This window comes from Variovorax paradoxus, assembly GCF_022009635.1.
Lineage (GTDB): Bacteria > Pseudomonadota > Gammaproteobacteria > Burkholderiales > Burkholderiaceae_C > Variovorax.
Genome location: NZ_CP091716.1, coordinates 6847548 through 6860290, shown reverse-complemented (window position 1 = coordinate 6860290; position 12743 = coordinate 6847548). Strand labels below are relative to the sequence as shown.

The following is a 12743-nucleotide window of genomic DNA, read 5'->3' as shown; positions in this document are numbered from 1 at the left end:
GTCCGGTCAGCTTCCGGCGGCCAGCACGCCCTGGAAGAAACCGCGCGCCGAAGCCAGGCAGAACGGTGGCGCCAGCGTGCCGTGGTAGGCCTGGGTCACGGCCGTGGCCTTGTCGGTCGCGCTGCCCGGCGTGTTCTGCGCCAGCAGGCTCTTGGCCTGAGCGAAGCCGGCGCGGGCCGCCGAGTAGGCGTCGGTCGCGCCCGAATCTTCCAGGTCAACCACCGTCAGCGCGGCGGCGGGCATGCCCTTGGCGCGGAAGTAGCCGGCCGTGGCGCGGGTGCTGGCGAAGTTCACCGTCGGGTCGTTGGCGCCGCCGCACATCAGCACCGGCTTGGCCGGCACCCAGTTGCGCAGGTCGTTCGCCACCGCCGCCCGCCTGAAGCCCGTGGTCGGCTTGCAGTCCAGCGGCGTGGCCGTGCCCACCGAGGCCGCCGTGGTCGGCAGCGCATTGCCGGTGCAGGGGTTCGACGTGATGTCGCTCGCCGCCTGCGTCAGATAGCTCTGGCGGATCAGGTTGTTGGCGCCGTAGAAGATCGACAGCTGCGAATTCAGCGGTCCCGGCACCGCATCGGCCGGGAACAGCGCGAGCTGCGGCAGCTTGCCGTTCGAGAACAGCGTGGTGATGGGCGTCAGGCTCGGCAGCAGGGTGTCGATGCCGTTGGCGTACTGGTTCTCGTAGATGTCGGTGGTGGCGTTGTAGACGTTGCCGAACTGCTGTTGCCAGCTGGTCGTCAGCAGCGGCACGAAGATGGTGGCGCCCAGCGCCGGCCAGCCTTCGAAGGTGTAGTCGGTCAAGAGGCTGATGGCCGAGGGCGCCGACAGCGGCGCCGCAGCCGTCACCGACTTGCCGGTGGCCTGCATCTCGCGGTGCGCCGCCATCGCGACATAGCCGCCCTGCGAGTAGCCGGTGATGAAGAGCGAACCCGCGTCCGTGGCGCCGATGTCGCCGAAGGTCTTGCGCGCCGCGGTGAGCGCATCGACCATGTCCTTGCCCTGCTGGTCGCCGTTCAGATAGGGGTGGTAGGGCAGGGTCGACTTGTCGTAGCCCGCGTAGTTGGGCGCCACCACGATGAAGCCCTGCGCCGCGAACATGGCTGCCACCAGCATGCCTTCGCCGGACGCCGGCTGGGTGGTGTCGGTCCACTTCGCCAGGTTGTAGTTGCGCGCCGGCGTGGTGCCGTGGGCATAGAGCACCACCGGCCGCGCGCCGCTGCAGGCCACGTCGCTGCCCGTGGGCACCATGATCGCGGCGGTGGCGTTGGTGGCTTCGTTCTTGCCGCCGATGGTGCGGTATTCCATGTAGCGCAGGTCGATGCCGCACTTGGGCGCGCCGGCCACCTGCAGCAGCGCCTTGCCCTGGTCGCTGGCCTGCAAGCTGGCATTGAGCTGGGTGGCGGTCAGGTTGGCCGTCTGCGTGGGCGGCCCGGACACCACCGAGCCGCGTCCGGTGTCGCCGCCGCCGCCGCCGGGCAGCAGCCCGCCGAAGCCGATCCCTCCGCCGTCTCCACCACCGCCACAGGCGGTCAACAACAATGCGGCGCCCGCAAGTGCGAACGCCGATGCGGGAATGTGCAGCGGTCTTTTCATCGGGAATGTCTCCTGCGTTGATGCTGTCGTGCCGGAGGATCGAAACGAACGGTCGTTCGCATGACCCGCAGCGATTTTGCGCAGGGGCTGGGGCTGCGCGCAAGACGGCGCACCCCGGTAGATTTTTTCAGTACAACGCTGTAGCGCCCCGGGCGGGGGTCAGTCCTGCGAGGCCCAGTCGACCAGCGCGTCGAACGCGGCGCGCGCGGCCACCGCGTTCTCGGCGTTGGCGATGGCCACCAGCACGTAGCGCCGGCCGCTCGCGCCGTCCACGAAGCCGGCCACACCCGAGGCGTCGCGCAGCGTGCCGGTCTTCAGGTGGGCGGAGCCGCCCGAGCGCAGCGTGCGCTTCTTCAGCGTGCCGTCCACGCCCATGGCCGGCAGCGAGGAGACCAGCTCCGGCATCACCGGCGAGCGCCACGCCACCTGCAGCATCTTGCCGAGCGCCGCCGCGCTGATGCGCTCGTCGCGCGACAGGCCCGAGCCGTTCTCGAACACCGGCGGCGCCTCGCCCGTGCCGATGCGGTCGCGCCACCACTGGCCCAGCGCGGTGCGCGAGGCCTCGAAGGTGCCGCGGTTCTTCTGCGTGAGCCCGATCGTGAGGAACAGCTGCTGCGCCATCACGTTGTTGCTGTATTTGTTGATGTCGCGCACCACCTCGGCCAGCGGCGGCGACTCGAACTCGAAGGCCGGCTTCAGCCCCGCCGGCACGCGCCCCTCGCGCATCTGCCCGCCCACGCGCCCGCCCATCTCGGCCCACATGCCGCCGATGGCGCGCAGGCTGTAGGTGCGCGGGTCGGCATAGGCCACGGCCCAGCTCCTCTCGCCGCAGCCGGCGGGAAAGCCGCCGTTGAAGCGGATGCGGTTCACGTCGGCGAAGTCGGCGCGCAGCGCGGTGCGCCAGTCGCCGCATTCGCCGGGCACCAGCGGCACCGTGGCTGGCATCGCCACGCTGGCCAGCGGAGGCTCGTAGTTCACGCGGGCGAACTGGCCGGCGCGGTCGGGCGCGAAGCTCATGTTGACCGACTTGAAATTGACCAGCAGCGCGTCGGGCGAGGCGTTGTACGGGCGCAGCGGCTCGCCGTCGAAGGCGGCCGGGTCGCCCTCGACCGTGTTCTCGAAGGCGCTGCGGTCGATCACGATGTCGCCGTTCACCGTGGTGATGCCCAGCCCCTGCACATGGCGCAGCAGCAGCCACATGCGCTCCAGCACCAGCTTGGGATCGCCCTGGCCCTTGATGTAGAGGTTGCCGTTGAGCACGCCGTTGCTCACGGTGCCGTCGGTGTAGACCGGGGTGGTCCAGTTGTAGGCCGGCCCGAGCAGGTCGAGCGCGGCATAGGTGGTCACCAGCTTCATGATCGACGCTGGGTTCACCGGCACCTGCGTGCGCCAGGCCAGGCGCGGCGGGCGGGAGCCGTCGGCATCGGCCACCAGCATCGTCACCGCTTCGCGCGGCACCTTGGCGCGGGCGAGGGCGGCGTCGACCTGGGAGGGAAAGGCTTGCTGGGCGAGGGCGCCGGCCGGAGCCAGCATCGCGAGGGAGATCAATGCGCCGGCGGCGCGGGGGGAAAGGCGAGGGGACGTGCGTGCGGCAAAGGGCATGCGCCCATTATCCCGAGGCGGGTATGCCGGGGCTTCTTCAGAAGCCGAAGGAAGCCTGCGCGCCGGCGGTCTCCTGCTGGGCGAGCTGCGCGTCGAAGTGCACGCCTTCGAGCTGCAGCATGTGGATCTTCACGGCCGGGCCGCCCGGCGCCGAGAAGCCGCCCAGCTTGCCGCCGGCCGCCAGCACGCGATGGCAGGGAATGATCAGCGACACCGGGTTACGGGCCATGGCCTGGCCGACGTCGCGCGCGGCCTCGGGGCCTTCGCCCAGTTCCTTCGCGAGCGTGCCGTAGGTGGTGGTGTCGCCCCAGCCGAGCTTGCGGGCGGCGGCGTAGACCCGCGCGAAGAAGGCATCCTGCTCGTGCAGGTCGAGCGTGAAGGCGGAGAAATCGGTGGGCTCACCCGCGAAGTAGCGTTGTGCGGCGGCAATCGCCTCGGCCACCTCCGGCGGGGGCGTGCCGGGCCGCGCGAGCGGCAGGCGGCGGCGCATGTTGCGGTCGGCCGCCTCGGGGCTCTCCGACTGCAGCACGAAGCGCGTGATGCCCGTGCCGTTCCAGGCGATGGCGCAAAAGCCGCCCACGGTGCTGAAGACGGCGTGGCTGTTGGGTGCGGCGGCAGCGTGCATGAAAGGGCTCCTGGGCGTCCTGGGCGATCGGCGAAGAAATCATAGGCCCGGCCCGGCAAACAGGTGCAGGCGCGCGTGATACAGCAGCATCACCGTCTTGGCGTCGGCGATGCGGCCGTCGGCCACCATGGCCAGCGCCTCGTCGATGTCCAGTTCCAGCACCTCGATGTCCTCGCCTTCCTCGGCCAGCCCGCCGCCCGCGCCGACGCGCATCGAGGGCTCGTAGGGCGCGACGAAGAAATGCAGCTTCTCGGTCACCGAGCCGGGGCTCATGAAGCTCTCGAAGATCTTGCGCACCTCGCCGAGCCTGTAGCCGAGTTCTTCCTCGACCTCGGCGCGGATGCGCTCTTCTGGCGCCGCGTTGTCGAGCAGGCCGGCGGCGGCCTCGATCAGCAGGTCGTCATGCCCGTTGACGAAGGCCGGGTAGCGGAACTGGCGCACCAGCAGCACCGTGCGCCGCGCGAGGTTGTACGGCAGCAGCGTGGCGCCGTTGCCGCGGTCGTAGGTCTCGCGGTGCATGCGCTGCCACTGGCCGTCGTTGCGCCGCCAGTCGAAGGCGGTGGTGCGCAGGGTGTACCAGTTGTCGGAAAGCAGGGTGACTTCGTGCACCCGGACGCGGTCTTGGAGTGTCATGGGCGGCAAGCATATGTGCATGTTCGTGCAATAACAAGAAAATTCGTGTAGAAAGCATGCAGGCCCGATACCATCGCCCGATGCTCACCAGCCAGCGCAAGCAACACATCCTTTCGGTCCTGCGGCGCGACGGCAATGTCGTCGCCAAGGCGCTCAGCGAAGAACTCGGCCTGTCGGAAGACACGCTGCGCCGCGACCTGCGCGAGATGGCGGCCGAAGGCCTGCTGCAGCGCGTGCACGGCGGCGCCTTGCCGCTCGCGCCGGCCGAGGCCGATTTCGCGGGGCGCCAGCAGCTGGCCTCCGGCGAGAAGGTCGCCATCGGCCGCGCCGCCGCGCGCCTGGTGAAGCCGGGGCAGGTGGTGTTCATCGACGGCGGCACCACCGCCGTGCAGCTCGCGCGCCACCTGCCGCGCAACCTGCAGGCCACGGTGGTCACGCACAGCCCGTCAGTGGCGGTGGAGCTGGTGTCGCATGCCGGCATCGAGGTGGTGCTGATCGGCGGGCGGCTGTTCAAGCACTCGCTCGTGGCCGTGGGCTCGGCGGCGATGGCGGCCATCTCGCGCATCCATGCCGACACCTACTTCATGGGCGTCACCGGCGTGCATGCCGAGGCCGGGCTGACCACCGGCGATGTCGAGGAAGCCGAGATCAAGCGCGCGCTGATGGCCGCGTCGGCCGAGACGGTGGTGCTGGCCTCGTCCGAAAAGCTGGGCGCAGCCTCGGCCTGGGTGGTCAACCCGGTGACCTCGGCCACCACGCTGCTGGTATCGCCGGACGCTCCCGCCAGGGCGCTGGCGCCGCTGCGCCAGGCGGGGCTGGCCGTTCTGCTGAGCGACAAAGCGGGATAACGCAGGGTAGCGACCGGGATTGGCGGCCCCTCGATAATCGGGGCATGCCTCTTTCGCCCCGTTTCTTTCTCCGCCCGCCCGCCGCGGGCGCGGCCCCGGGGTGTCCCGCCAATGTCTAGATTGCTGGCCTTCGACACGAGCACCGAGCACCTGTCGGTCGCGGTGCTGCACGGCGAGCGGCTGCTGGCCCACAACGGCGTGGGCGGCGCGCAGGCCTCGACCACCTTGCTCCCGCTGATCCAGCAGCTGCTGGGCGAAGCCGGACTCGCACTGGCCGAGCTGGACGCCATCGTCTTCGGCCGCGGCCCCGGCTCGTTCACCGGCCTGCGCACCGCCTGCTCGGTGGCCCAGGGGCTGGCTTTCGGCGCCGACGTGCCGCTGCTGCCTGTCGACACCCTGCTGGCCGTGGCCGAGGAAGCGCGCCATGCCTTCGGCGCGCAGCAGGTGGTGGCGGTGCTCGATGCCCGCATGGACCAGCTCTACGCCGCGCGCTACGACTTCTCCGCTGCCGGCCCCCTGGGAAGCTTGGGTGGCGATGACGAGCCCCTGCTGCTGTCGCCCGAGGCCCTCGAAGTACCCGCCGGCTACGCGCTGGCCGGCAACGCCTTCGCCGCCTATGGCCCGCGCCTGGCGCCGGCCGCCGCCCGCCACGAGGCCCTGCCCACCGCCACCGCCATGCTGCGGCTCGCGCCCGCGCTGCTCGCGGCCGGCCGCACCGTCCCGGCGGCACAGGCCTGGCCGCTCTATGTTCGCGATAAAGTGGCGCAGACCACCGAAGAGCGCGCCGCCATCAAGGCGGCCGCCGCATCGGCAGCAGCAGCAGCCCCTTCCAGCCACGCATGAGCGCCGTCCTCCAGCCCGTCGAAGCCCGCCTCGAACCGCTCACCATCGAGCGGATCGACGCTGTCTGCGCGGTGGAGCAGACGGCCTACAGCCACCCCTGGACGCGCGCCAACTTCACCGATTCCATGGCCGTGGGCTATCACTGCCAGTGCCTGCTGGCCCCAGGCGTGGCGCAGGGCGTCACCTCGCCCGTCACCACCCTGGGCGAAACGCTCATCGGCTACTTCGTGGCCATGAAGGGCGTCGACGAGGTACACCTGCTGAACATCACCGTGGCCCCGGCCTTCCAGCGCCAGGGCTGGGCGCCGCTCATGCTCGAAGCGCTGGGCGGCTGGGCACGCGGCGAGGGCGCGCAGTGGCTGTGGCTCGAAGTGCGCCAGAGCAACCAGCGCGCGCTCGACATCTACGTGCGGCAGGGCTTCCGCAGCGTGGGCGTGCGCAAGGGCTACTACCCGGCCCATGACGGTAAGCGCGAGGACGCTGTCGTCATGAGCCTGCGATTGAATGAAACAGGCACCGCCTGGGGAGCCTTGCGATGAACGCGGTGCAGACATTGAAGCTCGACGCGCGCCAGCGCGCGATGCTCGACGAAATGGGCGTGAAGGTCTGGTGGCCCGTGCCCCAGGTGGTGCAAGCCGAGCCCGAACCCGTGCCGGTGCCGGTGCAGGCCGCGCCCGAAACCGCGCCGCCCGAAGACGAATACATCCCGACCGCCGAGGAGCGCATGGAGGCGGAAATGCCCGTTTCCGCGCCACCGCCGCCGCAGCAGCGCGCGCCGGCCCCCCGCCCCGTGGCGGCACCCGCGCCGGTTGCACGCCCCGCTGCAACGCCGGCGTCGATGGGCGCCGCCGTGCTGCTCGAGGCGCCCTGCCGCCTCTATGCCGATGCAGGCGATGCGGCTGCTACCCAAGGCGGCTGGCTGGTCGTCGCCGACATGCCGCCCGAGGCCGACGGCCGTCACGGCGAGCCCTTCGCGGGCGATGCCGGGCGTCTGCTCGACAACATGCTGCGCGCCCTGAAGCTGCACGACGGCAAGACGCCCGTGCACCTCATGCGCACCCACCGCGGCGTGGCCGCCGGCCAGCCCGGCAGCCCGCGCCCGATAGCCGAATCCTTCGGCGAGCACGCCGCGGCGCTCGCGCCCCGCGTGGTGCTGGCGATGGGCCCGCTGGCCGCGCAAAGCTTGATGCAAAGCGGCGATCCGCTGGGCAAGCTGCGCGGTCGCGCGGTGCCCCTGGCCGTGAACGGAGAGCAGGGCGCGGCGGTGGTCGTCGCCACCTATCACCCGGCCTACCTGCTGCGCAACCCGGCCGACAAGGCCCGCGCCTGGGCCGATCTCTGCCTGGCCGCCGAGCAGCACACGCCTGCAGCGGGCTGAGCCCGAAAATCGGGGTCAGGGAGCGGGCGGAAGCGGCCGCCTAAAATCACGGCCCATGACTTTCCTCGACAAGCTGGCCGCCGCACAGCAAAAAAACGGTTCGTTGCTCTGCGTGGGGCTCGATCCCGAGCCAGCCAAATTCCCGGGGCAATTCAAGGGCGACGCCAGCCGAATCTTCGATTTCTGCGCGCGCATCGTCGACGCGACGGCCGACCTGGTCATCGCCTTCAAACCCCAGATCGCCTATTTCGCGGCCCACCGCGCCGAAGCCCAGCTCGAGCAGCTCATGGAGCACATGCGCCGCAACGCGCCCGACGTGCCCGTGATCCTCGACGCCAAGCGCGGCGACATCGGCTCCACCGCCGAGCAGTACGCGCTGGAAGCCTTCGAGCGCTACGGCGCCGACGCCGTCACGCTGTCGCCCTTCATGGGCTTCGACTCGGTGGCGCCGTACCTCAAGCACGAGGGCAAGGGCGCCTTCCTGCTGTGCCGCACCAGCAACCCCGGCGGCTCCGACCTGCAGGGCCAGCGCTTGGCGGACGTGGAGGGCCAGCCCTTCCTGTACGAGCACGTCGCCAGGCTGGCGCAGGGCCCGTGGAACCTCAACGGCCAGCTAGGACTGGTGGTGGGCGCGACCTACCCGGCGGAAATCGAGCGCGTGCGCGAACTCGCGCCGACCGTGCCGCTGCTGATTCCGGGCGTCGGCGCCCAGGGCGGCGATGTCGTCGCCACGGTGCGCGCCGGCTGGCGCGCCGATGCGCCGATCATCGTGAACTCGTCGCGGGCGATTTGCTATGCCTCGTCGGGCGGGGACTTCGCCGAAGCGGCCAAAAATGCGGCGCGCACCACGCGCGACGCACTGGAAGCCGCCAAGCCCTGAGCCCCGTCAGTTCCGGCGCAGGCGGGTGAAGAGCTCGAACTCCCAGTTGCGCATGCCCAGCAGCAGGGTGTAGCCCTCGCGGTCCTTGGCCGACAGCTTCTGGTCGGTCTGGTGCTGCTGCGCGAAGTCCTGCGCCACGCGCTGCAGGCGTTCCAGGAAGGCCGGCGCCAGCGAGCGGCTGATCGAGCCGTGCACCAGCAGCAGGCCTTCGGCCGGGCCGTCGAAGCCGCCGCGGTAGTAGTCGAGCACCACGTTCTCGCGGAAAAACTCCATCACCGGGCCGTGCGGGCGCCAGCGGAAGGTCTTGGCGAGCTTCAGGCGATACCGGTTCAGCGGCCGCAGCTCGATGATGCCGATGCGGTCCAGCTGCGCCAGGCAGCCGATGCACTCGGCCTCGCTGATACGGTAGGCCGCCACGATCTGCTCCAGCGTCCACTGGCTCAGCACGCTGATGGCCACCAGCAGCAGCTTCTTGTCCTTGACCACGGCCTTTTCCTGCTCGTGCGTCAGTTCCTTCAGCAGCGGCTGGGCATCGGCCACGCGGCGCGCCAGTTCGGCGAAATCGATCTTCAGCGCGCGGCAGATGGCGTCGACGCGCGACAGCGGCATGTCGCTCTTGGCCAGCATCCGCTTGACGCTGGATTCGGCCATGTCGAGCGACCGCGCCAGGTCGGCGTAGGTCATGCGCGCACTTTTGAGTTCGTTCTTGAGGGCTTGTACGAGGTCGACGGTGGTGCTCATCGTTCGAGCGTACACGGGCACCGGGAAGTATCGGATGGAGATACCGTCGGGTGTGAATTAGTACCTCGTATCGATTCTCGATGCCTGGGGCGCGTCCGGCGCCTAAATTCCGCGGCTCGTCACCCACCCACCGAGACCCGCCATGCTCATGCCCTCCCTCAGCCGCCGCGAACGCGGCCTGCTTTTCACCCTGGTCCTGCTCACGGCGATCGCCGTCTTCGGCCCGGCGCTGCCGGCGGCCGACGTCGCGATCGCCTCGGTGTTCGCCGACGACCGCGCCTGGCACGGCCTGCCGAACGCGATGGACGTGCTCAGCAACATCCCCTTCGTCGTGGTCGGCCTGTGGGGCCTGTACCGGCTGAACCGCATCGACCGTTCGCACCAGCAGGCGCTCTCGGCCTTTCCGCTGGCGCCGCCGGCCAGCGACCCGCCCGACAACACGCTGGATTGCGCCTGGCTCTTCTTCGCCGGCCTGATCGCCACGGCAGCCGGCTCGGCCTTCTACCACCTGCTGCCCGACGGCCCCCGGCTCGCGGCCGACCGCGCCGGCATGGCGGTGGCCTTCGCGGGGCTGATCGGCGTGGCGGTGTGCGAGCGGGTGAGCCAGCGCGCCGGCTGGCCGGCCGCGTGGTTCGTGCTCACGGCCGGGCTGCTGGCGGCGGAGGTGTTCCAGGAGTCGGGCAACGTCATGCCCTGGGCGCTGGTGCAGTTCGGCGGCATGGCGCTGGTGCTGACGCTGGCGCTGGCCACGCCGATGCGCAATTCGGTCGGCCTCAAGCTGGGCTGGGTGGTCTTCTTCTACGTGGTGGCCAAGGCCTTCGAGATGGCCGACCACATGATCTTCGAGTTCACGCAGCACATGGTTTCGGGCCACACGCTCAAGCACCTGACGGCGTCGCTCGCGGGACTGCCAGTGGTGCTGGCGCTGCGCAAACTCGAGATGCGCTGGCAAGCCGCGCTGCGGCACAATCCGGGCGCAGCCGCCGTAGCGGCCTGAGGAAATCCTTCGCATGACCACCCCCGCCGCTGCTGCAGCCCCCGCGACGTCCGCGCCCCACGAGGCCAACGCGCACGCCAACCAGTTCGCCCTTCTCAAGCAGCGGCGCTTCGCGCCTTTCTTCTGGACCCAGTTCGCGGGCGCCGCGAACGACAACCTCTTCAAGTTCGCCTTCACCGTCATGGTGACCTACCAGCTCCAGCTGAGCTGGATGCCGCCGGCCATGGCGGGCCTGGTGATCGGCGCGCTGTTCATCCTGCCGTTCCTGCTGTTCTCGGCCACCTCTGGCCAGCTGACCGACAAGTTCGACAAGACGAAGATGATCCGCTTCGTCAAGAACCTCGAGATCGCGATCATGCTGATCGCCGCCTGGGGTTTCGTCACGACCAACGCCGTGGTGCTGCTGGGCTGCGTGTTCCTCATGGGCCTGCACTCCACCCTGTTCGGGCCGGTCAAGTTCGCCTACCTGCCGCAGGTGCTCGATCCGCGCGAGCTCACGGGCGGCAACGGCATGGTCGAGATGGGCACCTTCGTCGCCATCCTGCTGGGGCAGGTGGCGGGCGGGCTGCTGGTGGCGGTGCCGCAGATCGGCCATCTCACGGTGGCGGTGGCCTGCGTGCTGCTCGCGCTGGTGGGGCGCGGCGTGGCGCAGGCCATTCCGCGCACGCCGGCCACCGACCCCGGGCTGGTCATCAACTGGAACCCGATCAGCGAGACCTGGCGCAACCTCAAGCTGGCGCGCGAGAACATCGTGGTGTTCCGCTCGCTGCTGGGCATTTCGTGGATGTGGTTCTTCGGCGCGGTGTTCCTGAGCCAGTTTCCGAGCTTCGCCAAGGAGGTGCTGCACGGCAACGAGCAGGTGGCCTCGCTGCTGCTGGTGGTGTTCTCGGTGGGCATCGGCGTCGGCTCGCTGCTGTGCGAGACGCTCAGCCGCCGGCAGGTGGAGATCGGCCTTGTGCCGCTGGGCGCCATCGGCATGAGCGTGTTCGCGATCGACCTGTACTTCGCTTCGCGCGGCCTGCCGAAGGCGGCCGAAATGGGCATCGGCACCTTCGTGCACCAGGGCGCCCACTGGCGCGTGATGGCCGACCTGGCGCTGCTGTCGCTGTTCGCGGGCCTGTACAGCGTGCCGATGTACGCGCTGATCCAGCTGCGCAGCCAGCCCACGCACCGCGCGCGCATCATCGCGGCCAACAACATCCTCAACGCGCTGTTCATGATCGGCAGCTCGGTCATCGCCGGCGCGCTGCTGGGCGCGGGCTTCACCATTCCGCAGATCTTTCTGTTCACCGGCATCGCCAACGCGGTGGTGGCGTTCTACATCTTCATGCTGGTGCCGGAGTACATGCTGCGCTTCGTGGCCTGGGTGCTGTCGCGCTTCGTCTACCGCTTCGACATCAAGGGCGACGAGCACATTCCCACCGAGGGCGCGGCCGTGCTGGTGTGCAACCACGTGAGCTTCATCGACGCGGTGCTGCTGATGGCCGCGAGCCCGCGCCCCATCCGCTTCATCATGGACCACCGCATCTTCAAGGTGCCGGTGCTGGGCTGGCTGTTCAAGCTGGCCAAGGCCATTCCCATCGCGCCGCAGAAGGAAGACCCGGCCGCCTACGAAGCCGCCTTCGCCAGCGCGCTGGGCGTGCTGCGCGAGGGCGACCTGCTCGCCATCTTCCCCGAGGGCGCGATCACACGCGACGGCACCTTGCAGCCCTTCAAGGGCGGCGTGATGAAGATCGTCGACAGCGCGCGCGCCGAAGGCATCGAGCCGCCGGTCATCCCGATGGCGCTGACCAACCTCTGGGGCTCGTACTTCAGCCGCATAGAACTGCGCGGCGGCGAACAGGTGGCCATGGCCAAGCCCTTCCGCCGCGGTTTCTTCAGCCGCGTGGGCCTGAACGTCGGCCCGGCCGTGGCGCCTTCCGAGGTGCAGCCGGAGTCGCTGCGCCAGCGCGTGAGCGGCCTGCTCGGCGCCTAAAAGTACCGCCCTGAGATACCGGTGGCGCTGCAAGCCGCCACCGGTGCAAGCATTCAAGCCCCGCGGTGCGGGAGCGAACCATCATTCGCTCACCTTCACTACGCCGCGAGGCACACATGCAACCCCTTTCATCCACGACCGTTTCCATCCAGCGCGACACGCGGGCCTGGCAGTTCCAGACCTGGGCTTCGTTCGCGATCGCCGTCTTCCTGTGCGCCACCGGCTTGAGCTGGCTGCCGGGGCAGGCGCTGGACCGGGCGTTCATGGTGATGGGCTACGTGTTCTGCCTGAGCACCGCCTTCATGCTGGCCAAGTTCATCCGCGACGGCGAGCAGGCGGCAGCCGGCCTGTCCACCGGCCGCGACGTGCCCATGTGGCGCATGGTCGTCTGGGGCAGCTTCTTCACCGCGATGGCTCTCACGGGCTGGGGCCTCGTGCGCATGGAGATCAACGACACCTACAAGGCCTTCCTGGGCGTGAGCTGGCTGTTCCTCATCAGCTCGGCCTTCACCCTGGCCAAGACCCTGCGTGACCGCCACGAAGCCGACATGGCCGAAGCCCGCCTGCAAGGCCGCCGCCTGGCCCGCGCCGAAGCCGCTGCCTCTTCTTCGACCTCCGCTTCCGCCGAATAACC

General features: G+C 69.7%; 13 protein-coding genes. 8 read left to right on the top strand and 5 right to left on the bottom strand.

Going from position 1 to position 12743, the window contains the following annotated elements; all coding sequences use genetic code 11:
• Positions 1 to 6: 6 nt before the first annotated feature.
• The 4 genes from L3V85_RS32215 to L3V85_RS32200 form a co-directional block, all read right to left on the bottom strand.
• Positions 7 to 1587: an alpha/beta hydrolase family protein gene (locus L3V85_RS32215; protein WP_237676644.1), complete on the bottom strand. Its 1581-nt coding sequence runs from the start codon at positions 1585 to 1587 to the stop codon at positions 7 to 9.
• 159 nt (positions 1588 to 1746) lie between these two features.
• Positions 1747 to 3189 carry a D-alanyl-D-alanine carboxypeptidase/D-alanyl-D-alanine endopeptidase gene (gene dacB, locus L3V85_RS32210; protein WP_414080171.1) on the bottom strand — a complete coding sequence of 481 codons (1443 nt, stop codon included), beginning with the start codon at positions 3187 to 3189 and terminating at the stop codon, positions 1747 to 1749.
• Between the two features lie 37 nt (positions 3190 to 3226).
• Complete coding sequence (locus L3V85_RS32205; RefSeq protein WP_237676643.1) at positions 3227 to 3814, bottom strand: methylated-DNA--[protein]-cysteine S-methyltransferase; 588 nt, start codon at positions 3812 to 3814, stop codon at positions 3227 to 3229.
• A gap of 39 nt (positions 3815 to 3853) precedes the next feature.
• Positions 3854 to 4447 (bottom strand): GDP-mannose pyrophosphatase, encoded by a 594-nt coding sequence (locus L3V85_RS32200; RefSeq protein WP_237676642.1) that lies wholly within the window; start codon positions 4445 to 4447, stop codon positions 3854 to 3856.
• Between the two features lie 80 nt (positions 4448 to 4527).
• Between L3V85_RS32200 and L3V85_RS32195 the strand changes: the two genes are divergently transcribed.
• From L3V85_RS32195 to pyrF, 5 genes are all read left to right on the top strand, one after another.
• Positions 4528 to 5295 (top strand): DeoR/GlpR family DNA-binding transcription regulator, encoded by a 768-nt coding sequence (locus L3V85_RS32195; RefSeq protein ID WP_237676641.1) that lies wholly within the window; start codon positions 4528 to 4530, stop codon positions 5293 to 5295.
• A 111-nt stretch (positions 5296 to 5406) separates the two neighbouring features.
• On the top strand, positions 5407 to 6138 hold the full coding sequence (tsaB, locus tag L3V85_RS32190) for a tRNA (adenosine(37)-N6)-threonylcarbamoyltransferase complex dimerization subunit type 1 TsaB (RefSeq protein ID WP_237676640.1): 732 nt from the start codon (positions 5407 to 5409) through the stop codon (positions 6136 to 6138).
• Positions 6135 to 6677, top strand: a complete 543-nt coding sequence (rimI, locus tag L3V85_RS32185) for a ribosomal protein S18-alanine N-acetyltransferase (protein ID WP_237676639.1) — start codon at positions 6135 to 6137, stop codon at positions 6675 to 6677. Before tsaB ends, rimI begins: the two co-directional genes overlap by 4 nt.
• On the top strand, positions 6674 to 7516 hold the full coding sequence (locus tag L3V85_RS32180) for a uracil-DNA glycosylase family protein (protein WP_237676638.1): 843 nt from the start codon (positions 6674 to 6676) through the stop codon (positions 7514 to 7516). Before rimI ends, L3V85_RS32180 begins: the two co-directional genes overlap by 4 nt.
• A 55-nt stretch (positions 7517 to 7571) precedes the next feature.
• Complete coding sequence (pyrF, locus tag L3V85_RS32175) at positions 7572 to 8396, top strand: orotidine-5'-phosphate decarboxylase (RefSeq protein ID WP_237676637.1); 825 nt, start codon at positions 7572 to 7574, stop codon at positions 8394 to 8396.
• A gap of 6 nt (positions 8397 to 8402) precedes the next feature.
• On the opposite strand, the gene L3V85_RS32170 is transcribed toward pyrF, so the two are convergent.
• The gene (locus L3V85_RS32170; protein WP_081267402.1) at positions 8403 to 9137 is read right to left on the bottom strand and encodes a helix-turn-helix domain-containing protein; all 735 of its coding nucleotides are present in this window, start codon (positions 9135 to 9137) and stop codon (positions 8403 to 8405) included.
• 142 nt (positions 9138 to 9279) lie between these two features.
• Here L3V85_RS32170 and L3V85_RS32165 point away from each other — a divergent pair, with 142 nt between their 5' ends.
• From L3V85_RS32165 to L3V85_RS32155, 3 genes are all read left to right on the top strand, one after another.
• Positions 9280 to 10134 (top strand): hypothetical protein, encoded by an 855-nt coding sequence (locus L3V85_RS32165; protein WP_237676636.1) that lies wholly within the window; start codon positions 9280 to 9282, stop codon positions 10132 to 10134.
• 13 nt (positions 10135 to 10147) lie between these two features.
• The gene (locus tag L3V85_RS32160; RefSeq protein WP_237676635.1) at positions 10148 to 12109 is read left to right on the top strand and encodes an MFS transporter; all 1962 of its coding nucleotides are present in this window, start codon (positions 10148 to 10150) and stop codon (positions 12107 to 12109) included.
• A 116-nt stretch (positions 12110 to 12225) separates the two neighbouring features.
• A complete protein-coding gene (locus tag L3V85_RS32155) occupies positions 12226 to 12741 on the top strand; it encodes a YiaA/YiaB family inner membrane protein (protein WP_237676634.1) in 516 nt (171 codons plus the stop codon).
• Positions 12742 to 12743 lie beyond the last annotated feature (2 nt).